This window comes from Streptosporangium sp. NBC_01639 (genome assembly GCF_045209755.1).
In the GTDB taxonomy this organism is placed as follows: Bacteria; Actinomycetota; Actinomycetes; order Streptosporangiales; family Streptosporangiaceae; genus Streptosporangium.
This window is the reverse complement of the sequence record NZ_CP109272.1, coordinates 2,282,500-2,302,941: the sequence shown is the minus strand read 5'-3', so window position 1 is coordinate 2,302,941 and position 20,442 is coordinate 2,282,500. Positions and strand designations below refer to the sequence as shown.

Below are 20,442 nucleotides of genomic sequence, written 5' to 3'. Positions count from 1 at the left end.
TGGCAGACTGACGTCCCATGGACGTGGACATCTGGGCTTGGGTCGGCGACACCCAGCGGCAACTGCACGAAGCCGGGCACACCGGTCTGGCCATGGCGATCGGTGACGTGCCCGGGCAGGCGCTGGAGGGCCGCTACGCGCAGCTCGACGTGCTGGCGCCGGCCATCGCGCAGCAGGCGGAGAACTTGGAGCTGCCCTGGCTTGAGTTCTACGCCCGTTACTGGCACCTGATCGGCCGGGTCGGCGACCGCGCCCAGGGCGCGGTCGCGATGGCCGACGCGGAGACGTTGGTCGAGTTCGCCCGGCGCGAAGACGTCCGCGACTGCCCGGCGGCCCCCGGCGCCGTCATCGCGCTGGTCGTCGCCCAGGTCAACACCGACGGACCCGGCTACGCGGCCGAGCGGCTGGCGGCCCTGTCCGCCACCGGGGTCGAGCCCGAGTCACTGGCCTTCTCCGCCGTCGCCGAACAGTACGTCGCCGCCCTGGTGGACGCCGGCCGCGTCGACGAGGCGATCACTCACGCCGAGTCCGCCGTGGCGAAGCTGGGCGCCGTCGGCCGTGAGGCGAGCTGGGAGCTGGGGGCGGCCTCGGCCCGTGCCCTCCTCGCCGCCGGACGCGCGGAGGACGCGCTCACCGCGCTCACCGCCGCAGCCGACTTCAAGCCGGACGACCCGGTGGCCAAGGAGCACCGTGACGGTGTGCTGCGCGCGCTCGTGCTCGCGAGTCTGGACCGGGTGCAGGAGGCCGTCGACGCCCTTCCCGATCTTGACGTGGTCGGCGACCACCCGCGCGACTGGGTCGAGTGGGCGCACGCCATCGGCAGGCTCGCCGGATCCGCGCAGATCACCAACAGCTGGCAGCTCGGCCGGGTGCTCAAGCAGTGGGTCGACTACTTCGCCATGATGGGCGGTTACCGCGCCCGGGTCGAGCTCGCGCTCATCGCCGGTGAGCTGGCCGTCGCCAGGCAGGGGGTGTGGCAGGCCCGGTCGCTGGCCGACCTCGCCGAGTCCGCCGCCGGGGAGCTCAAGAACCCCGGTGACATCGCCGAGCGGATCGCCGCACTACGCGCCGGAGCCGACGCGGTCACCCCGCAGGCCGCCCCCGGCCCCACGGCCGAGCTGGTCGGCTACTTCGACGCCGCCGACGGCTTCAACGCCGACCCCGAGCGCTGGGTGGGCTGGCTGACCCCGCTGTCCGGACAGGACCTCGAGGCCACCCGGCGGCACACCACCACGCTGGGCTTCCTCGGTTTCCCCGCCAAGGGCGCCGACATCTACTGGACCATGCTGGTCGCCTCCGGCGACATCGAGACCGCCGACCCGCAGGATGTCTCCTATCTCACCGGTCTGCTGATCGAGGCCCGCCAGGACGAGCGGCTGGAGCAGATGGCCGAGCGGCTCCCCGCCGCCCAGCGCCACCTGGCCCTGGGCCGTCTGCACCGTGCGCGGGAGCGCTGGGAGCAGGCCGCGGAAGAGGGTGAGGCGGCGGTCAACGCCGGTGCGGGTGCCGAGGCGAGCCGCCTGTGGTCCAGTGCCGTCCAGCAGAACGGTGACAACGCCAAGGGCGCACAGATCCTGCGCGGGCTCATCGACGCCGAGGACACCGAGCCCGAGGACGTCTGGCGCATGATCACCATGGCGACGGCCGCCGAGGACTGGGAGACCGTCCGGGTGGGCGCCGCCAAGGTCGGCATGCCGCTCCAGTCGGCCGAGGGGCCGATCGAGGAGGAGATGGGCCTGGTGCGCGTCATCCTGCCCGCTCCCGACGGCAGCCAGCGCGCGGTCATCAGTCTCCGGACCGGTCCCGCCACCGCCCGGCTGGCCATCCCGCAGCCTCCTGGTATGGACTACAACGCCGGTGACCTGGTCGTCTTCGACCCGCAGCTGCTGGAGCCGGTCCCGGAGAGCGCGGAGGAGCAGGAGAACTTCATCCCGCCGTTCGCCGCGGTGAGCATGCTCCGCCCAGGTGGCTACACCAGCTGGTTCTTCGACGGGGCGGCTCCCAGCGAGGCCGACTGGACCGAGTTCAACGAGGTCCTGGCCGAGCGCGGCTGGCCGATGTGGGTCTACAGCGACGAGAACTACACCGTGAGCCACCCGACCTCGGGCGAGCGGCTGCAGGGGGTGTTCGGCTGGATCGCGGTCCCGCCGGATGTCACGCCGGTCGAGGTCGACGCGCTGCTCGACGACGCCACCGAGCGCTGGGTGCACCCGCTGGCCTGGCTCGACCTGGCCAAGGCCGTTGACGTCGAGGTGGAGCGGCACGAGCGCATCACCAAGGAGTACGGCCTGTAGGGACGGTTCCGGCGGCCGAAGGTCCCGGACGCATCGCACCGCCCATGAGGGAACCCCCTCATGGGCGGTGTGCTCTCCATCTCTAGAATCTCATTCTGTCATTCTGTGCGGTGGGTTCCGCGCCGAGGAGGAGGATCTGGATGCTGGACCGATTCCGGTTGGACGGCAAGGTCGCGATCGTCACCGGAGCGTCCTCGGGGCTCGGCGTCGCGTTCGCGCGCGGCCTGGCCGAGGCGGGGGCGGACATCGTGATCGGTGCGCGCCGCAAGGAACGCCTTGAGGAGACCCGCGCCTTGGTCGAGGAGACCGGCAGGCGATGTGTCGCCGCGGTGACCGACGTGGCCCGCCCGGAGGACTGCCGGTCGCTGGTCGAGACGGCGGTCGCGGAGCTGGGCGCGGTGGACATTCTGATCAACAACGCCGGTGTCGGTACCGCGGTGCCCGCGCTCAAGGAGACTCCCGAGCAGTTCCGGCAAGTGGTGGAGATCAACCTGTACGGCACCTACTGGATGGCCCAGGCCTGTGCCCGGGTCATGCGGCCCGGCTCCTCCATCGTCAACGTCGGCAGTGTCCTGGGGGAGACGACGGCGGACCTGCCGCAGGCCGCCTACAGTTCCTCCAAGGCGGCGGTCGTCGGGCTCACCCGTGACCTGGCCCAGCAGTGGACCGGCCGGCGCGGCATCCGGGTCAACTGCGTCGAGCCCGGCTTCTTCGCCTCGGAGATGACCGAGCAGTACGCCGAGGGATACCTGGCGCGGCAGCTTGAGCACCGTGTGCTGATGGGGCGCCCCGGCGATCCGGCCGAGCTCGTCGCGGCGGCGATCTTCCTTGCCTCCGACGCGGGGTCCTACGTGACCGGGGCCGTGATCCCGGTGGACGGCGGAATTCTCGTCACCTGAAACACGGTCTCCTTTCGCCATCCCTTTCGATACATGGGGTAATTTGCCACTTCATGGGTAATGAATGCACGTGAGAGGTGGCATGGCGCAGTCGGCGCTGGTAAGAGGTGCGGTCGTCGCGACGGTCGCGTTCACATTGGCCGGTTGCGGCCTCGAAGGTCAGGGCGGCGGCGACCAGGCCGCCGGAACGGGGCAGTCCGCTGCCTCCGCGCTCAAGGACCTCAAGAAACTCGAGGTCAAGGGGCGCGCCCCGATGACCGGATTCGACCGGGACGAGTTCGGTCCCGCCTGGACGGATGTCGACCACAACGGCTGCGACACCCGCAACGACATCCTCAAACGCGATCTCAAGGACGAGACCTTCAAGCAGGGAACCCACGACTGCATCGTGCTGACCGGGGTCCTCGACGATCCGTACAGCGGCAAGACCATCTCGTTCACCCGCGGTCAGAAGACGAGCACGGCGGTGCAGATCGACCACGTGGTCGCCCTGGCCGACGCGTGGCAGAAGGGCGCCCAGCAACTGCCGGAGAGCAGGCGCAAAGAACTGGCCAACGATCCACTGAACCTGCTGGCCACCGACGGCCCGCTGAACGGTCAGAAGGGCGCCGGTGACGCGGCGACCTGGCTGCCGCCGCGCCGCGCCTACCGGTGCACCTATGTCTCACGCCAGATCGAGGTGAAGGTCAAGTACGACCTGTGGGTGACGTCCGCCGAGAAGGACGCCATGCAGACCGTGCTCGACTCCTGCTGATCAGTCGTCGGAACCGTGCCCGTGCCCGTGCCGGTCCTCATGCTCGCGCTCGTACTTGACGATCTTTCCGGTCCTGGCCGACACGTAGACCTCGTACTCCCGGCCGCCCTTGCGCAGTTCGACCTTCCAGACGCGCTGGCCGTGCTCCCACTCACGCTCGACCTCGGTCACGCGTGCGCCGGGGACGCGCTTCCTGGCGATCTGGACGGCCCTGCTGGAGGAGATGCCCGCTGCGGCCGGTGCGGCGACGGCGGCGGCGGACACGGTCGTGGTGGTGGTGGCGGTCGCCGCCTGGCTCGCGGCGAGGGCGATACCGCCCCCGCCGACCAGGAGAGCGGCGGTTCCGATGGACGCGACGGTGATTCTGGTGATCTGTTTCATGGCTCCAGCTTCGCCGCGATCGAGATAGGGCCGCGCTAAGCCTCCGCTAAGAAGAGCGTCACGCTCGCGCCGCCCGTCTCGGAGGCGCTCAGGGAGAGAGAACCGCCCGACGACTCCGCCGTACGGCGGGCGATGTCGAGACCGAGCCCGGTGGATCCGGCGCCGCTCTCCCCACGCTCCAGCAGGGCGGGCGTGGGGAAGCCGGGCCCGGAGTCGGCCACGGTCAGCAGTGCGCCGCCGCGGGCGGGCTCCAGCCGTACGGCGAAGGAGACCCCCTCGGGAGTGTGCGCGAAGACGTTGCCGAGCAGCGCGTCCACACAGGCCGCCAGATCACCCGCGGCGACCCTGACCTGCAGCGGGCCGGAGGCCAGCTGGAGCGTGAAACGGCGTGACTGGTCCTCGGCGAGTACCGACCAGAAGGCGACCCGGGCCTCGGTCACCGCCGCCGCGTCACAGCGGTCCTGATCCTGCGTCCGCCGTCTGGCTTCGATGATCACCGAGGTGACGGCCCGTTCCAGGGCGTCCACCCGGGCCTCGATCCGGGCGGCCTCCTCGGGGTCGCCCAGGGACTCGGCCTCCAGCCGCAACCCGGTCAGCGGGGTGCGCAGCCGGTGGGACAGATCGGCCGCGTTCTCCCGCTCCTCGGCGAGCAGGCCGGTGATGCGCTCGGCGAGATGGTTCAGCGCGAGTCCGACCGCGTGGACCTCCGGGGGACCGTCCGGCACGGTCCTCGCGGACAGGTCGCCGGCGGCAAGCCGGTGCGACACCCGGGCCAGCGAGGAGACCGGCCGGATCACCGCACGGGCGAGCCGGTCGGCGACGCCGATCCCCAGCCCGATCAGGGCGAGGCCGAGAGCCGCCAGTCCGGCCCACACCCGGGGCACGCCTTGGGCCAGGTCGGCGTCGGCGAGGTAGACCCGGACCACGGCCGTGCCGCCGGGCGCTCCCTGGACCGCGACCAGGATCTCCCGTCCACCGGGGACCGCCGCGGTGACGCTGCGGCCCCGGGCGGCGAGCTCGACGGCGGCGGACCGCGGGGCGGGCGCACCGATCATCCGGCCGTCCGGGAGGAAGACCGTCACCGGGTGCGCCGCCCGCTCGGCGGTGAGCCGCAGGGCCTCGGTGCCGACGGTGCCCACCGCCACCGCGACCGAGTCGGCCTCGCTCCCCGCCCGGCTCACCGCTCCGCTTTCGGCCACCGTACGGACCAGCAGCGCGAGCGGGACCAGCAGGGCGATCAGGACCAGGGAGGTGGTCGCCGCCACCAGCAGGGCCAGCCAGCGCCTCATGCCGGAGCGGCCAGTCGCACCCCGACACCGCGCACGGTCTGCAGGTAGCGGGGTTCCGCGGAGGTCTCACCCAGCTTGCGGCGGAGCCAGGAGAGGTGGACGTCCACCGTCTTGTCCGCTCCGCCGTACGGGATCTGCCAGACGTGGGTGAGCAGCTCACGCTTGGTGATCACCTCACCCGGCCGCGCGGCCAGGTAGTGGAGCAGCTCGAACTCCTTGGGACTGAGGTCCAGCACCGCGCCGTCCAGGGTGGCCTCCCGGGTGCGCGGGTCCACCCGCAGACCCCCGACCGTCACCGAGCTGTCGGCACGGCTCTCGCCGGTCCGCCGGAGCACCGCCCGGATCCGGGCGTCGAGCTGGGCGGCGCTGAACGGTTTGACCACGTAGTCGTCGGCTCCCGCATCCAGCAGCCTGACCATCTCCGCATCGCCGTCCCTCGCCGTCGCCACGATCACCGGGATCCGGCTCACCGCGCGGAGCATGCGCAGCAGGTCGAGCCCGTCGAGATCGGGCAGGCCGAGGTCGAGCACGACGAGGTCGGGACGTTCCTCGACCGCCAGCCGGAGACCGTCGAGGGCGGCGGAGGCGGACGACACGGCGTGGCCCCGGTCACGCAGGCCCCGGGTCAGCGAGGTGCGGATCGCGGCGTCGTCTTCGATGAGCAGCACATTGGACATTTGCCGCTACGTTAGCCCGGCGGAGACCTGCGGCATAAGTTCGTTATCGAGGCCTTAACCGGGTCTTAGCGTCCGGAGTGCGAAAGTGGACGCGTGCGCCGACCCCTCCCTCTCGCCATGGCCGGATGGCTGATCACCGGATCTCTAGCGACCGGAGCGGGGGTCGCGGTGATCAACCTTCTGGGCGAGCCGCTCACGTCCGCCGCGCACCGCCCCCTCTCCTCCGCCGAGATCGGTGAGGCGCTCGCCCGCACCACCCCGGCGGCGGTGCGCCACCCGACGTCCACACCCCGTCCGGCGTCCACGCCCACCGCCTCTCCGGCCGCAGAGGCCGCAGAGGACGCAGAGGACGCAGAGGACCGGAGCCGGTTGATCGGCACCGAAGGCGGGACCGTGATCGCCTGGTGCGAAGCGGGGCTGGTGGCTCTGCGATCCTGGAGCCCCGGAGAGGGCTTCCAGGTCAAGAGCGTCGACCGAGGGCCGGACGAGCGCGCCCGTGTCGAGTTCGAGTCGGATGAGACCAAGGTCAAGGTCGAGGTGCGCTGCTCGCCGTCCGGCTCCCCGATCCACACGGTCGACGACTGACAGCATTGACATCCCCCTCCCCGAAGGGCGGGGATTCCCAGCCTGCGGGACCGCGTGACGACGGGAGGCGACAGGGTCAGCGGACGCGGCCTCGGGGCTTCAGCCGGGTCGTCGGGAGGGCGGGGGCCGGCAGCGGGGCGTCTCCTGCGCCGCGGACGGTGCCGAAAGCCCCGCCCTCCGCCCACTCCTGCCGGAAGGCGACGATCTCGTCATGGTCGCGGCCGATGAAGTTCCACCACATCACGATCTCCTCCTCGAACGGCTCGCCGCCGAGCAGCAGCAGGCGTCCCTGCCCGGCCAACCGGAGATCCGGCCGTCCCGAGCCGAGATACAGCAGCGTCCCGCGGTCCAGCCGGGCACCGGCCACCTCGACATCGCCGGACAGCAGGAGGGCCGCATGCTCGAAACCGGGTTCCAGCGGCAGGACGGCGTCACCGGAGATCGTGACCTCGGCGCCGAGCAGCGGCGTGTAGGCGCGGGCCGGCGAGGTGACACCGCCCAGCGAGCCCGTGATCACGGTGACCCGAGCGTCCCCTTCGGTCAGGACCGGCAGGTCGGCGTGGTGCTCGAAGTGCGGGGCCACCTGCCGGTCACCGTCCGGCAGGGCCACCCAGAGCTGCACTCCGTGCAGCAGTGCCTCGGCCGACTCCTCCGCGTGGGAGATGCCACGCCCGGCCGTCATCAGGTTGAGCTGGCCCGGCCGTACCTCCTGCCGGCTTCCGACGCTGTCGCGGTGCAGCACTTCCCCCGAGAGCAGCCAGGTGACCGTCTGCAGCCCGGTGTGCGGGTGCGGCGGCACCCGCATGGCGGCCGCCTCGGGGCCGTAGTCGTCGATGAAACACCATGCGCCGACCATCCGCCGCTCCCGGTTGGGCAGCGTGCGCGTGACCGTCATCGCCCGCGGCCCGCCCAGCGCCACCGCGTGCCCGGTCAGCCGCTCGACGACCGGTCCGGGGGCGGGTGCGGCGGCGCACAGGGTCTCCTGCGGGGCTGTCTCCAGGTTGCTCACCCCCTGACCTTACGGTGCGCGCGGACACGCCCGGCCGGCCGGAGGGCGGCACCCCACGCCGCCCTCCGGCCGGGCCGCGCGGCTCCGGGCACGCCCTCGACCGGGGCACGCCCTCGCTCCACTCGCGTCGCGCACCGTGGATCGGAGGCACCGATCCTCCCCAGCCGTCAGGGTATGGACGGACTTTTCCTGCGCCGAGCCCGGTGGGCGTGCGGTACTAGGATCCGCCCTCTATAAAGAGGGAGTAAAGGAGAAAAGATGAACGCACAGAAGGCCGGCGCGAGACGGCCGCTGGTGAGGTGGTTCCTGCTGGCGGTCGCCGCGGTGGTGGTGCTCGGTTTGGTGCTCAGCGGCTGCTCCCGGGTCAGCACCCAGCCCGACGAGATGGTCCTGCACTACGCGGGAGGCACCTTCGAGGCCATCAAGTTCGAGAGGTGCATCAACCCCTCCAGCGGTGCCACGATCCTCGGTCCCGGTGACACGTCCTACTCCTATCCGTTCGGCCAGCGGACCTTCGACTTCTCCGGGGTCGAGGACGCCGAGTCCAAGCCGTTGTCCGTCGTGTCGAAGGACAACGTCGAGATGACGGTGTCCGGGGTGGCGACGTTCACGCTGAACACCGACTGCAAGACGCTCCAGTACTTCCACGAGAAGATCGGGCTGAAGTTCCGCGCCTACTACGAGGACGGTGAGTCCGCGGGATGGCGGCGGATGCTCAACACCTACATGCGGCTGCCGCTGGACCGGGCCATGGACGCCGCGTCGCAGGAGTTCGAGTGGCGGGGGCTGTTCAACGACCCGAAGGTGAAGCAGGAGTGGGAGACGCGGGTCGGAGTGCTCGCCCGGCAGTTCATCAAGGAGACGGCCGGGGCCGACTATTTCTGCAACCAGAACTACACCGGCAGCGGTGAGTGCGGCGACATCTCCCTGACCATCCAGAAGCCCGAGCCGCCGGATGAGCTGGTGAGCGCCCTCGCCTCCGAGCAGGCCGCGAAGGCCGAGAACGTGGCCCAGGCCCAGCGCAACGCCAAGGTCCGCACCGAGATCGAGTCCATCAAGGACCTCGTCAAGGTCCTCGGTCCGCAGGGCGCCGTGCTCTGGCAGGCCATCCAGAAGGGCCAGGTCTCGGTGGTCCCGGTGCCTCAGGGCAGCAACCTCAACATCACCCCGCAGTCCCCGACCCGCTAGCCGTACGGCCGGCGTCACCCATCCGAAACGTCACTCCGCAGGCCCCGAACCGCTAGCCGTACGGCCGGCGTCACCCATCCGAGGAGGGCCGTACGGGATCCCCGTCCGGCCCGTCCCACGACCGGACGGGGGGCGCCGGCGGCCGGTCCCGCACACTCCCGTTCACCAGACCGGCAGGGCTGGGGCCCAGTTCGGCTCCGAAGTCACGCGCGATCCTCCGCATGCCGTCGGCGAGCTTCTCCCGGTCGAGCGCGTCGATCCGTTCGGCCGGGCCGGACACCGACATTGCGGCGACCATCCGCGCCCCGTCGTGCACCCCTACGGCCAGGCAGTGCACGCCGAACTCCTCCTCGCCCAGGTCCATCGCATATCCCCGCATCCGCACCCGCTCAAGTTCGGTGAGCATGGCGGGCAGGTCGGTGATCGTGTTCTCGGTCCGCCGGGGCATGCCGGTCCGCATCACCAGCGAGGACACCTCCGCGTCCGCCCGGTCGGCCATCAGCACCTTCCCCACCGCGGTGCTGTGCGGCAGCACCCGCCTGCCGACCTCGGCGAACATCCGCAGCCGCCGGGGCGAGGGCACCTGGGCGACATAAATCACGAAGTCGCCCTCCAACACCGCCAGATTGGCCGTCTCACCGGACAGCTCCACCATCCGCGTCAGGTACGGCTGCGCCCAGGTGCCGACCATCCGCTCGGCGACCCCGCCGAGCCGTACCAGCGCGCCGCCCAGCGCGTAACGGCGGTCGGACTCCTGGCGGACGTACCCCCGGTCGAGCAGGGCGCGCAGCAGCCGGTGGATCGTCCCGTACGGCAGGCCGGTCCTGGCCGCGATCTCCGAGAGTCCGGCCTCACCGCCCCGTTCGGCCAGCGCCTCCAGTACGTCCAGCGCCCGGTCGACCGACTGGACCCCACTCATACGACCCCCTCGCCTGGCGGCTCGGAGTCCGCATTCGCGGACACCCTGTGCTGTTTGGTTCGCTCGCTGTGCTCGCTCATGCGACCCCCTCGCCTGGCGGCTCGGAGTCCGCATTCGCGGACACCCTGTGCTGTTTGGTTCGCTCGCTGCGCTCGCTCATGCGACCCCCTCGCCTGGCGGCTCGGAGTCCGCATTCGCGGACACCCCGCACTGACCGTTGTGCTCGCTCATGCGACCCTCCGCAGGCCCCGCAGGGAGGCGTCCAGAACCTGGGCGAGGTGCGCGACGGGGAGCGCCTCGGCGCCCCGGCGGCGGATGGCCGAGGTGATCTGCATGGTGCAGCCGGGGTTGGCCGAGACCAGGAGGTCGGCACCGGTGGCCAGCACCCGTTCCGCCTTTCGGTCCCCGAGTTCGCGGGCGGCCTCGGGCTGGAACAGGTTGTAGGTTCCCGCGGAACCGCAGCAGATGGCCGACTCGGCGATCTCTCTCACCTCCAGCTCGGGGATGGCGGCGAGCAGGTGACGGGGCTGGGACCGGATCCCCTGCGCATGGGCCAGGTGGCAGGCGTCGTGGTAGGCCACCGTGAGCGGCAGCGGATGCCGAACGGCCGCCGGGCCGAGTTCGGCGAGATACTCCGCCAGGTCGACGGTCCTGATCGCCCGTGCCCGGTCGGCCCACTCGCCCTCGAGGATCTCCGCGTACTCCTTCATGGTCGATCCGCACCCCGCCGCGTTGACCACCACCGTGTCCACGCCCGCCCGCTCGAAGGTGGCGATCGTCCGCCGGGCGAACCGCTCGGCCTGCCCCTGCTGCCCGGAGTGCAGCGAGAGCGCGCCGCAGCAGCCCTGCGAGGGCGGGATCACCACCTCGCACCCCTCCATCGCGAGCACCCGGGCGGTGGCGGCGTTGACCTGCGGGAAGAACTCGCCCTGCACACACCCGGTGAGCATCCCGACGGTGGCCCGGTGCCTGCCTCTCGCGGCAACCCGGTGCGGCAGCCGCACCCGCGCCGAGACCGGGGGAGCGAGGTCGGCCATCGCCGCCATCGACGGGTTGATCCGCTCCAACCTCGGTGCGATCCTCCGGCGCAGCCCACCGCTGAGCCGCAACGGCAGCCGCATCGCCCGCAACCGCCGGGGATAGGGGAAGAGCTGGAAGACCACGGCCCGCAACGCCCGGTCGTCCGGCTCCCTCACGTGTTTCCGCTCCACCTCGGCCCGGGTCTGCTCGATCAGCCGGTCGTAGCGGACCCCGGAGGGACAGGCCGTCACGCAGGCCATGCATCCCAGGCACGCGTCGAAGTGCCCGGCCATCTCCGGAGTCAGCGCAGTGCCCTCGACATGCTGCTTCATCAGATGGATCCGGCCGCGTGGGGAGTCCATCTCCTCGCCCCACAGGACGTACGTCGGGCACGTCGGCAGGCAGAAACCGCAGTGCACGCAGTCATTGATCAGCTCGGGGTCCATTCAGATCCCTCCCACAGACCGGCCAGGAGACATCCTCCTGCCGGGGTCGAACCGTTCCTTGACCCGCCGCATCAGCGGCAGCGCGCCGACCGGACCCCAGCGGTCGAGCCGGCCGGTGAGCTCCTGCGGAGCGGCGAGCACGGTCAGCCTGCCGCCCAGGTCGCCGAGGTCGTCACGGAGACGGGAAACATACTCGGTGAGGGCCGCTCCGCTCAGGGCCGCGGGCAACGCGATCTGCAGGACCGCGACCGCGACCGACCCGCGCACGTGCGCGGGCAGTCCCGCGGCCGCCACCGCCCGCAGCGCGCCGCCCATGCGGGACGGCGGGACGCGCAACTCCAGCAGCACGTCCTGGCCGGGAGGGACCCCCCACCAGCCGGGAGGCCCCGTCGTGGTCCTCGCCGTCCCGTACTCCTCCATCAGTGTCTGTACGGCCCCTGCCCGGGTCCCGGCCGCCGTCCCCTCGACCAGGACGGACACCATGGGCCCGATCCGGGCGTCGGGCCAGTCGACCTCGATCGCGCTCGGCTCGACCTGGGACGCCGCGAGCCCGGCGACGAGCGCGCCGAGGCCCGGCGGGACGTTCGTCCGCGCGGCGGCGGGTGTGTCCGGACCCGGCATGAGGTCCGTCCGCCCGGCGGCTCCGGCCTCGGGTGGTGCGACGCTGATCCAGCGGCGGTCGTCCGGGACGGGGTGGAGGCGGAAGGTGGCCTCGGTGATGACGCCGAGCGTGCCGTAGGAGCCGGTGAACAGCTTGCCGAGGTCGTAGCCCGCGACGTTCTTGACGACCTTGCCGCCTGACCTGGCGGTCGTGCCGTCCGCCAGCACGACCGTGATGCCGATCAACAGGTCGCGGGCCGTGCCGTACCGGAACCTGCGGGGGCCGGCGACCGCGGTGGCGAGCGTGCCGCCGACGGTGGCGCCGTCGACGGGGACGTCGAGGGAGAGTTGCTGGCCCTCGGCGGCGAGGGTCTCGGCGAGGGCGTCCATGGTGACGCCCGCCTGGACACGGACGACCAGGTCGCCGGCGGCGTGTTCCAGCACCTGGTTCAGACAGCAGGTGTCGATCAGCAGGTCACAGCGCTCCGGCGGGTTGCCCCAGTGCAGCTTCGTACCGCCGCCGACCGGGGTCACGGCGAGATCGTGTCCGGCCGAGACCCGCATCAGCGCGGCGACCTCGTCGGTCGTCTCCGGCAGCGCCACCCAGCGGGGCATGACTCCGGCCACGTCGTCATCGGGGCCCGCCTCCCGGACCGTCACGCCCGTCTCGCGCAGCGCGTCCGTCGGAAACGCTCCGCCCATTTCGTACAGCGCGTCCATCAGAACTGTTCCGCCTGCCCTGACTCGACCAGCGGGTGCACACCTCTGCGCACTCCCGGGACCTCACCGCACAGGCGCGGGGTGGGGAAGATCTTGCCCGGGTTCGACAGGCCGCGGGGGTCGAAGGCGCAGCGCACCAGTTGCATGGTGTCGAGATCCTTGTCGGAGAACATTCTCGACATATATCGGGATTTGTCGACGCCTACGCCGTGCTCACCGGTGATGGACCCGCCATGCTCGATACAGAGGTCGAGGATCTTCCCCGAGACCAGCTCCGCCCGCTCGCCCGCGCCGGCCTCCGCGTCGTCGAACAGCACCAGCGGATGCAGGTTGCCGTCCCCGGCGTGGAAGACGTTGGCCACCCGGATGCCGTACTCCTTCGACAGCAGGTCGATCCGGCCCAGCACCTCGGGTAGCGCCGTCCTGGGGACGACCCCGTCCTGCACGATGTAGGCAGGGCTGATCCGGCCCACCGCGGCGAAGGCCGACTTACGGCCCTTCCAGATGGCCGCGCGCTCGGCCGGGTCGGCGGCGACCCGCAGTTCGAACGCGCCGTTCTCCCGGCAGATCCGCGTCACCGCCTCGAACTGGTGGGTCACCTCCGCGTCCGGGCCGTCCAGCTCCACGATGAGCACCGCCCCCGCCCCCTCGGGGTAGGCACAGGCCACGGCGGCCTCGGCCGCCTCGATCGCCAGGGCGTCCATCATCTCGATCGCGGCGGGCACGATGCCGCCGCCGATGATCGCCGACACCGCCTGACCGCCCTGCTCGATGCCGTCGAACGCCGCGAGCAGGGTCGTCACGGTCTCCGGCGCCCGGGTCAACCGTACGGTGATCTTGGTGGCGACGCCGAGCGTGCCCTCCGAGCCGACGAACGCGCCCAGCAGGTCGTATCCGGGATCGGTGTCCGACAGTTCGACGATGTCGCCGTCGGGGGTGACGATCTCCAGGGCGAGCACGTGGTTGACCGTGAAGCCGTACTTCAGGCAGTGCGCGCCGCCCGAGTTCTCCGCCACGTTGCCGCCGATCGTGCAGACCTGCTGGCTGGAGGGGTCGGGGGCGTAGTAGTAGCCCAGGTCGCGCACCGCTTCGGTGATCGCCAGATTGGTGACCCCGGGCTCCACCACGGCACGCCGGTTCGCCACGTCGACGGAGAGGATCCGCCGCATCCTGGAGGTGACGATCAGCACTCCGTCGGTCCGCGGCAGCGCTCCGCCGGACAGTCCCGTCCCCGCGCCCCTGGCCACGAACGGCACGTCGTAGGTGTTGCAGACACCGACCACGGCCGCGATCTGCTCGGCGGTCTCCGGCAGCACCACGACGCCGGGAGTGGCCCGATGATGGGTCAGCCCGTCGCACTCGTAGGTGCGCAGCCGTACCGGATCGGTGATCACCGCTGTGTCGCCGAGCAGTCCCCGGAAATGCCGGGCCAGCTCGTCGAGTGTCCTCGTCCCCATCACTCCTCCTCCCACCTGCGCGGGAGCTCGGCGGCGTGCTCACCTCCCCGACCAGCCGGCCGATCGGGGACGTCACCCCTCCCTGTCGCATTCTCGCTCACCACCGGGGAGGATGGGCGCGGGGAGTCCCGCCGAGGGCTCCGCGCCCCCGGACTCAGGGCATCCGCGCGTAGGCGGGAAGGGTCAGGAAATCCGCGAAGTCGTCGTCCAGGGCGACCTCCTTGAACAGGGCGGTCGCCTGGGCGTAGCGGGCCTCGTCGTAGCCCGGCTCTGCCTTGATCTTCGTGAGCTCCTCGTCGATGATCCGCTCGACGAGCTCCTTCGTGACGACGGTCCCGGTGTCGGCGAGCTCGATGTCGTTGTGGATCCACTGCCAGATCTGGGAGCGGGAGATCTCGGCGGTGGCGGCGTCCTCCATCAGGTTGTGGATCGCCACCGCCCCCAGGCCGCCCATCCATGCGGCCAGGTAGCGGAGCGCCACGTCCACGTTGTTGCGCAGGCCCGCCTCGGTGATGTCGCCGGGTGTCTTGGAGACCGACAGCAGGTCGGCGGCGGAGACCGAGACGTCCTTGCGCAGCCGGTCGAGCTGGTTCGGCCGGGTTCCGAGAACGCCGTCGAAGACGTCCCGGCAGATCGGGACCAGATCGGGGTGGGCGACCCAGGAACCGTCGAAGCCGTCACCGGACTCGCGGGACTTGTCGGCGGTGACCTTCTCCAGGGCGATCTTGTTGATCTCGGGGTCGCGGCGCGAGGGGATGAACGCGGCCATGCCGCCGATGGCGTGGGCGCCGCGCTTGTGGCAGGTGCGGACCAGAAGCTCGGTGTAGGCGCGCATGAACGGAGCGGTCATGGTCACCGCGTTGCGCTCGGGCAGCAGGAACTCCCGGCCCCGGGTGCGGAACTTCTTGATCACGCTGAACAGGTAGTCCCAGCGGCCGGCGTTGAGACCGGCGGAGTGGTCGCGGAGCTCGTAGAGGATCTCCTCCATCTCGAACGCGGCCGGATAGGTCTCGATCAGGACGGTCGCGCGGATCGTGCCCTGCGGGATGCCGAGCAGGTCCTGGGCCCTGACGAAGACGTCGTTCCAGAGGCGGGCCTCCAGGTGCGACTCCATCTTCGGCAGATAGAAGTAGGGGCCCTTGCCCTTGGCGATCTGACGGGCCGCGCAGTGGAAGAAATAGAGGCCGAAGTCGACGAGAGAGGCGGAGAACGGGACGCCGTCAAGCGTGAGGTGCTTCTCCTCCAGGTGCCAGCCGCGCGGGCGGACCACGATGGTGGCGAGTTCATCGTCGTGCTTGAGCGCGTAGTTCTTCTCCCCGGCGGAGAAGTCGATCGTCCGGTCCAGTGCGCTCCGCAGGTTGAGCTGGCCGTTGACGGTGTTCTCCCAGGTGGGGGCGTTGGCGTCCTCGAAGTCTGCCAGCCAGACCTTGGCGCCGGAGTTCAGTGCGTTGATCGTCATCTTCCGGTCGACCGGGCCGGTGATCTCCACTCGGCGGTCCGCCAGGGCGGGTGCGGGCGGAACGACCTGCCACTCCGACTCGCGCACGTGCCTGGTCTCGGGCAGGAAGTCCAGAGTGCCGCCGGCCGACAGCTCCGCCTGGCGTGCCTGGCGGGCGTCCAGCAGCTCAAGGCGCCGGGCGCCGAACTCGCGCTGAAGGGTGGCGACGAAGGCCAGCGCCTCCGGCGTGAGGATCTCGTCGAACCGGTCATGAGAGGGGCCGGTGATCTCAACGCCGTCCATGGGCTTCCTTTCCACATTATGGAAAATAGCTTCTGAATTATGGAATTTACGCTACTCGATGGTCACTGCCCGGTCAAAGACCGGGGTACCCCTCAGGGCGGAGTGGGGGAGTTCCCCGATGAGCCGGGAGTCCTGTTCGGTCACAGTTGAGTCGGCTCCCTCCGCAGAGGGAGCCGGAAACGGGCCGCGAGAGGGAGGCGGAGAACCTCCTGGAAACCGAGGATTGGGCCATGAAGAAGAAAGTGATCGTCGGGGGAGCGCTCCTGGGCTCCGTCCTCGTGCTCTCCGGCTGCCGGGTCGACCTCGACTTCGGCGACCGGCGGCAGGAGGTCGTCTCCTATGACGTCTCCGGCAAGCTGACGGCGCTGGACCTGCACGCCGACTCCGGGGACGTCGTCGTCAACGAGTCGGACCGGTCCGGGGTCCGGGTGACCGAGACGATCCACTGGAGCGGCGACAAGAAGGACAGGCCCAAGACCGAGCATCCCGTGGACGGTGGCACGCTCACGCTGCGCCAGGACTGCTCCGACTGCTCGGTCGACTACAAGGTCGAGGTCCCCAAGGGTCTCAAGGTCACGACGAAGGCCGACTCCGGCGATGTCACGCTGCGCTCGCTGACCGGCGAGGTGAACGCCGCCGCCGACTCCGGCGACATCGCTGCCAACGGCCTGGGCGCCAAGCGCCTGGTCGTCGACGCCGGGTCGGGTGACATCGAGGTGCGGTTCACCGCCGTACCGGATCACGTCGAGGTCGAGACAGGCTCGGGGGACATCATGCTGCGGCTGCCGAAGGCCGGCTACAACGTGGCGGCCGAGACCGGTTCGGGTGACAAGAACGTCAAGGTCACCAACGATCCCTCCGCCTCCAGCACCGTCTCGGCGCGGACGGGCTCCGGCGACGTCGAGGTCGTGCCCTCCTGAACGGCGGGGAGCGGTCGGCACGGTTCCGGCCGGAGGCCGATGTCTCCTTCCGGCTTGAAACGGCCGATCGGAGATGCCGGGCGCGGACCTCTGGCTTTGGCCGTGGGGCAAGCCCAGTGCGGGAGGGCCGCCAGGCCGAGCGTGCGCTGACCTGAGGGGCGTTCTCCTTGAGAAGGTAATCGAATCTTTGAGCGGTAGATGGCTTCCTTCTGCATACTGATCAGGGTGATGGTGACGCTCGGACGAACGGCACCATCGCTTTCCGGTGCGCGTTTCAGGTGGTGGGGTGCCCCACGTGTCGGCGGCGGGTTCTGGGTGGTCGGATCGAAGAGCGGCTTGACCAGGTGATCTGTGAGGTGATCGAGGGGAAGGGGGCGTGGCTGGTGGAGCTCGATGCCATGGCCGACCCCGTTCGCCTGCTGGTCGAGGTGGACCCCCGATTCGGGATCCACCGGTTGGTCAAGGCCGTTAAAGGCCGTATTTCTCGCCTGATTGGCGAGGAATTCCCGGTACTGAAGTCGAAGCTGTCGACCGTGTGGACGGACTCCTGCTTCGTGGCGACCGTGGGTGGTGTGCCCCTGGAGGCGGTCGAGTGCTCCGTCGAGAACCGGAAGAACCGGTGATCGCCGATGCTCACCGGACGTAAGTACCGCCTGGACTTCACCCTTGAGCAGGGTGAGTTCGCCGAACGTATCGGCGGGGCGTGCCGGTCGGTGTGGAACACCGCGCTGGAACAGCGCCGGATCTACCGTCGGCGCGGTGGGTGGATCGGTTATCACGACCAGGCCCGCCAGGTGGCTGAGGCGAAAGATGACTTCCCCTGGCTGGCCGAGGTGCCCGGTCACTGTCTGCAGCAGGCGTTGATCGATTTGGATCAGGCGTGTGCCAGGCACGGCACGTGGAAAGTCCGCTGGAAGTCGAAGGCCGGCAACCCGCCGAGCTTCCGGTTCCCCGAGGGCGGGAAGATCACGGTCGAGCGGCTCAACCGGCGCTGGGCGCGAGTGAAGCTGCCGAAATTCGGCTGGGTCCGCTTCCGGATCACCCGCCCGCTCGGCGGGAAGGTCAAGAACGCCACCGTCAGCCGGGACGGTGGGCACTGGTACATCAGCTTTCTCGTCGAGGACGGCGTCGCCTCGCCTGAGCGGCACGCCGACCCCGGCAGCGCCGTGGGGATCGACCGGGGTGTGGTCAAGGTCGTGACCCGCTCCGATGGCCGCTTCCATCATCGGGTGTTCGCCCGTGATCGGGAGGTCGAGCATGCCAAGAAGCTTCAGCAAGGCTTCGCCCGGACCGTGAAGGGCTCGGCCCGGCGGAAGAAGGCTGCCGCGCGGGTCGCCGACCTGGCGCGGACGGTCCGCAGGCGTCGGGAGGACTTCGCCGCCAAGACCGCTCATACCCTGGCCGCGGGTTTTGAGATGGTGGTGTTCGAGGCGCTCACGATCAAGAACATGACCGCCGGCGTCGAACCCCGGCCAGATCCGGAGCGGCCGGGGGTGTTCGTGCCGAACGGGGCCGCCGCCAAGGCCGGGCTGAACCGGTCCATCGTGGACAAGGGCTGGTATCGGATCGAGCTGGCTACCCGGAGTAGGGCCCGGTATACGGGCACCCATGTGATCACTGTCAATCCGGCGTACACGAGTCAGACGTGCAACGTGTGCAAGGTGGTGGATCGGAAGTCCCGCGAGAGCCAAGCGGTCTTCCGGTGCACCTCTTGCGAACACGTCGAGCACGCCGACGTGAACGCCGCCAAGAACGTACTCACCGCCGGGAGGGCGGAGTTCGCGCAGCCCAGGCCGGGTGTGCGAACTGGGGCGCGCAAACCACGCAACCGTGTGGGCCGGAAGGTCAACCGCCAAGCAACAGCAGCGCAGGCCACCGCAACAGCGGCGTCCGGGCTGGCTGGAATCCCCCGGCTCTAGCCGTGGGAGCGCTTCAAAACCAGATGAGACGCGGGCGTTCCCATGGCACCATCTGAGGGAAGAGACCCGAGGGGTTCAGGCGTTCCACTCTTTAGAGAGGACGCATATGAACCACGCATCTGAATGGAGCAACGACATAGACACTCGTGAGCCGCTGGACATCGACCAGTTCGACGACCTGCCCGAGATCGGTGAGATGGATCTGGCCGAACGCCAGGCGCTGCGCCGGGTCGTGGGACTCTCCACAGAGCTTGAGGACGTCACCGAGGTCGAATACCGCCAGCTGCGACTTGAGCGGGTCGTCCTGGTCGGCGTCTGGACCTCGGGTACGGCGACCGACGCCGAAAACTCACTGCTCGAACTGAAGCTTCTCGCCGAGACCGCCGGTTCGGAGGTGCTGGAAGGTGTGATCCAGCGCCGCCAGAAGCCCGACACGGCCACCTACATCGGTTCGGGCAAGGCCCAGGAGCTCGCCGACATCGTCTCCGCCACCGGCGCCGACACCGTCGTGTGCGACGGTGAGCTGAGCCCCGGCCAGCTCCGTCAGCTCGAAGAGGTCGTCAAGGTCAAGGTCATCGACCGGACCATGCTGATCCTCGACATCTTCGCCCAGCACGCGAAGAGCCGCGAGGGCAAGGCACAGGTGGAGCTCGCCCAGCTCAACTACCTGCTGCCGCGCCTCCGCGGCTGGGGTGGCAACCTGTCCCGGCAGGTCGGCGGACGCGCCGCGGGCGGCGTCGGCATGGGCGGTCGCGGCCCCGGTGAGACCAAGATCGAGTTGGACCGCCGCCGGATCCGTGAGCGGATGGCCAAGCTGCGCCGCCAGATCGTCGAGATGACCACCGCGCGCGAGACCAAGCGGTCGCGGCGGCTGGAGCGCGAGGTCCCGGCCGTGGCCATCGCCGGTTACACCAACGCGGGCAAGTCCTCGTTGCTGAACCGGCTGACCGGCGCCGGCGTGCTGGTCGAGGACGCCCTGTTCGCCACGCTGGACCCCACCGTCCGCAGAGCCCACACGCCCGACGGCCGGTTGTTCACCCTGGCCGACACCGTCGGATTCGTCCGGCATCTGCCGCACCAGCTCGTCGAGGCCTTCCGCTCCACGCTGGAGGAGGTCGGCGACGCCGACCTGATCCTGCACGTGGTCGACGGCTCGCACCCCGACCCGGAGTCGCAGCTCGCCGCCGTGCGAGAGGTCGTCTCCGACATCGAGGACGCCCGGAACATCCCGGAGATCGTGGTCATCAACAAGTCCGACGCCGCCGACCCGGTGGTGCTGGCCCAGTTGACCGCGCGCGAGAAGCACACCGTCGTGGTCTCGGCCCGTACCGGCGCCGGGATCGACGAGTTGATGGCCGTCATCGAGCGCGAACTGCCCCGCTTCGACCAGGAGGTCCGGCTGCTCGTGCCGTACCAGCGCGGCGACCTGATCTCCCGGGCGCACAAGGAGGGCGAGGTCCTGGGCGTCGAGCACACCGGGGACGGCACGATCCTGCACGCCAGGGTCCTGCCCGGGCTCTTCGCCGAACTGGAGAAGACCGCCAAGCCGGTCGAGACCGTCTGACGACGGTCGTCGCGGCCCGCCTCGCCGTACGACGCTCCCCTTCGGGGGAAGGTACGGCGG

General features: G+C 70.2%; 18 protein-coding genes. 9 read left to right on the top strand and 9 right to left on the bottom strand.

The features are described from left to right. Window positions 1–17 precede the first annotated feature (17 nt). The 3 genes from OHA77_RS10295 to OHA77_RS10285 all read left to right on the top strand — a co-directional run bounded on the left by OHA77_RS10295 (window position 18) and on the right by OHA77_RS10285 (window position 3,947). Complete coding sequence (locus OHA77_RS10295; RefSeq protein WP_406317682.1) at window positions 18–2,294, top strand: tetratricopeptide repeat protein; 2,277 nt, start codon at window positions 18–20, stop codon at window positions 2,292–2,294. A 140-nt stretch (window positions 2,295–2,434) separates the two neighbouring features. Further along, a complete protein-coding gene (locus OHA77_RS10290; RefSeq protein WP_406317681.1) occupies window positions 2,435–3,193 on the top strand; it encodes an SDR family NAD(P)-dependent oxidoreductase in 759 nt (252 codons plus the stop codon). 64 nt (window positions 3,194–3,257) lie between these two features. Continuing rightward, a complete protein-coding gene (locus OHA77_RS10285) occupies window positions 3,258–3,947 on the top strand; it encodes an HNH endonuclease family protein (protein WP_406317680.1) in 690 nt (229 codons plus the stop codon). On the opposite strand, the gene OHA77_RS10280 is transcribed toward OHA77_RS10285, so the two are convergent. Genes OHA77_RS10280 through OHA77_RS10270 form a run of 3 tightly spaced genes read right to left on the bottom strand, consistent with a single transcriptional unit; the run spans window position 3,948 to window position 6,294 of the window. Next, window positions 3,948–4,328: a PepSY domain-containing protein gene (locus OHA77_RS10280; protein ID WP_406317679.1), complete on the bottom strand. Its 381-nt coding sequence runs from the start codon at window positions 4,326–4,328 to the stop codon at window positions 3,948–3,950. It abuts the gene before it with no gap. Between the two features lie 35 nt (window positions 4,329–4,363). Then, window positions 4,364–5,617: an ATP-binding protein gene (locus tag OHA77_RS10275; RefSeq protein WP_406317678.1), complete on the bottom strand. Its 1,254-nt coding sequence runs from the start codon at window positions 5,615–5,617 to the stop codon at window positions 4,364–4,366. Beyond that, window positions 5,614–6,294: a response regulator transcription factor gene (locus tag OHA77_RS10270; protein ID WP_326820862.1), complete on the bottom strand. Its 681-nt coding sequence runs from the start codon at window positions 6,292–6,294 to the stop codon at window positions 5,614–5,616. Before OHA77_RS10270 ends, OHA77_RS10275 begins: the two co-directional genes overlap by 4 nt. Before the next feature lie 93 nt (window positions 6,295–6,387). Here OHA77_RS10270 and OHA77_RS10265 point away from each other — a divergent pair, with 93 nt between their 5' ends. Then, on the top strand, window positions 6,388–6,879 hold the full coding sequence (locus OHA77_RS10265; protein WP_406317677.1) for a hypothetical protein: 492 nt from the start codon (window positions 6,388–6,390) through the stop codon (window positions 6,877–6,879). A 76-nt stretch (window positions 6,880–6,955) separates the two neighbouring features. Here OHA77_RS10265 and OHA77_RS10260 read toward each other — a convergent pair whose 3' ends face one another. Beyond that, complete coding sequence (locus OHA77_RS10260) at window positions 6,956–7,888, bottom strand: pirin family protein (protein ID WP_406317675.1); 933 nt, start codon at window positions 7,886–7,888, stop codon at window positions 6,956–6,958. A gap of 258 nt (window positions 7,889–8,146) precedes the next feature. Between OHA77_RS10260 and OHA77_RS10255 the strand changes: the two genes are divergently transcribed. Continuing rightward, a complete protein-coding gene (locus OHA77_RS10255; RefSeq protein ID WP_326820865.1) occupies window positions 8,147–9,076 on the top strand; it encodes an SPFH domain-containing protein in 930 nt (309 codons plus the stop codon). A 70-nt stretch (window positions 9,077–9,146) separates the two neighbouring features. On the opposite strand, the gene OHA77_RS10250 is transcribed toward OHA77_RS10255, so the two are convergent. The 5 genes from OHA77_RS10250 to aceB form a co-directional block, all read right to left on the bottom strand. Continuing rightward, on the bottom strand, window positions 9,147–9,995 hold the full coding sequence (locus OHA77_RS10250) for an IclR family transcriptional regulator (RefSeq protein ID WP_326820866.1): 849 nt from the start codon (window positions 9,993–9,995) through the stop codon (window positions 9,147–9,149). Between the two features lie 227 nt (window positions 9,996–10,222). Continuing rightward, window positions 10,223–11,461, bottom strand: a complete 1,239-nt coding sequence (locus tag OHA77_RS10245) for a (Fe-S)-binding protein (protein WP_406317674.1) — start codon at window positions 11,459–11,461, stop codon at window positions 10,223–10,225. Next, a complete protein-coding gene (locus tag OHA77_RS10240) occupies window positions 11,462–12,781 on the bottom strand; it encodes an FAD-binding oxidoreductase (RefSeq protein ID WP_406317673.1) in 1,320 nt (439 codons plus the stop codon). Continuing rightward, window positions 12,781–14,238: an FAD-linked oxidase C-terminal domain-containing protein gene (locus OHA77_RS10235; protein ID WP_406317672.1), complete on the bottom strand. Its 1,458-nt coding sequence runs from the start codon at window positions 14,236–14,238 to the stop codon at window positions 12,781–12,783. Before OHA77_RS10235 ends, OHA77_RS10240 begins: the two co-directional genes overlap by 1 nt. Before the next feature lie 154 nt (window positions 14,239–14,392). Continuing rightward, window positions 14,393–15,979 carry a malate synthase A gene (gene aceB / locus OHA77_RS10230; RefSeq protein ID WP_406317671.1) on the bottom strand — a complete coding sequence of 529 codons (1,587 nt, stop codon included), beginning with the start codon at window positions 15,977–15,979 and terminating at the stop codon, window positions 14,393–14,395. A 230-nt stretch (window positions 15,980–16,209) separates the two neighbouring features. Here aceB and OHA77_RS10225 point away from each other — a divergent pair, with 230 nt between their 5' ends. From OHA77_RS10225 to hflX, 4 genes are all read left to right on the top strand, one after another. Continuing rightward, window positions 16,210–16,899, top strand: a complete 690-nt coding sequence (locus OHA77_RS10225; RefSeq protein ID WP_406317670.1) for a DUF4097 family beta strand repeat-containing protein — start codon at window positions 16,210–16,212, stop codon at window positions 16,897–16,899. A 209-nt stretch (window positions 16,900–17,108) separates the two neighbouring features. Beyond that, window positions 17,109–17,522 (top strand): IS200/IS605 family transposase, encoded by a 414-nt coding sequence (tnpA, locus tag OHA77_RS10220; RefSeq protein ID WP_406319810.1) that lies wholly within the window; start codon window positions 17,109–17,111, stop codon window positions 17,520–17,522. Window positions 17,523–17,528: 6 nt separating this feature from the next. After that, window positions 17,529–18,818, top strand: coding sequence for an RNA-guided endonuclease InsQ/TnpB family protein (locus OHA77_RS10215; RefSeq protein WP_406317668.1), 1,290 nt, complete (start codon window positions 17,529–17,531; stop codon window positions 18,816–18,818). Between the two features lie 106 nt (window positions 18,819–18,924). Further along, window positions 18,925–20,382: a GTPase HflX gene (gene hflX, locus OHA77_RS10210; RefSeq protein WP_406317666.1), complete on the top strand. Its 1,458-nt coding sequence runs from the start codon at window positions 18,925–18,927 to the stop codon at window positions 20,380–20,382. The last annotated feature ends 60 nt before the right edge of the window (window positions 20,383–20,442 follow it).

Excerpts from the sequence above, each read along its gene's own strand:
- OHA77_RS10295 (WP_406317682.1), top strand. The coding sequence starts at position 18 with ATGGACGTGGACATCTGGGCTTGGGTCGGCGACACCCAGCGGCAACTG.
- OHA77_RS10255 (WP_326820865.1), top strand. The coding sequence starts at position 8,147 with ATGAACGCACAGAAGGCCGGCGCGAGACGGCCGCTGGTGAGGTGGTTC.
- OHA77_RS10245 (WP_406317674.1), bottom strand. The coding sequence starts at position 11,461 with ATGGACCCCGAGCTGATCAATGACTGCGTGCACTGCGGTTTCTGCCTG.
- OHA77_RS10235 (WP_406317672.1), bottom strand. The coding sequence starts at position 14,238 with ATGGGGACGAGGACACTCGACGAGCTGGCCCGGCATTTCCGGGGACTG.
- OHA77_RS10215 (WP_406317668.1), top strand. The coding sequence starts at position 17,529 with ATGCTCACCGGACGTAAGTACCGCCTGGACTTCACCCTTGAGCAGGGT.
- OHA77_RS10240 (WP_406317673.1), bottom strand. The coding sequence starts at position 12,781 with ATGGACGCGCTGTACGAAATGGGCGGAGCGTTTCCGACGGACGCGCTG.
- OHA77_RS10270 (WP_326820862.1), bottom strand. The coding sequence starts at position 6,294 with ATGTCCAATGTGCTGCTCATCGAAGACGACGCCGCGATCCGCACCTCG.
- hflX (WP_406317666.1), top strand. The coding sequence starts at position 18,925 with ATGAACCACGCATCTGAATGGAGCAACGACATAGACACTCGTGAGCCG.
- OHA77_RS10280 (WP_406317679.1), bottom strand. The coding sequence starts at position 4,328 with ATGAAACAGATCACCAGAATCACCGTCGCGTCCATCGGAACCGCCGCT.
- OHA77_RS10250 (WP_326820866.1), bottom strand. The coding sequence starts at position 9,995 with ATGAGTGGGGTCCAGTCGGTCGACCGGGCGCTGGACGTACTGGAGGCG.
- OHA77_RS10290 (WP_406317681.1), top strand. The coding sequence starts at position 2,435 with ATGCTGGACCGATTCCGGTTGGACGGCAAGGTCGCGATCGTCACCGGA.
- OHA77_RS10225 (WP_406317670.1), top strand. The coding sequence starts at position 16,210 with ATGAAGAAGAAAGTGATCGTCGGGGGAGCGCTCCTGGGCTCCGTCCTC.
- aceB (WP_406317671.1), bottom strand. The coding sequence starts at position 15,979 with ATGGACGGCGTTGAGATCACCGGCCCCTCTCATGACCGGTTCGACGAG.
- OHA77_RS10285 (WP_406317680.1), top strand. The coding sequence starts at position 3,258 with ATGCACGTGAGAGGTGGCATGGCGCAGTCGGCGCTGGTAAGAGGTGCG.
- OHA77_RS10275 (WP_406317678.1), bottom strand. The coding sequence starts at position 5,617 with ATGAGGCGCTGGCTGGCCCTGCTGGTGGCGGCGACCACCTCCCTGGTC.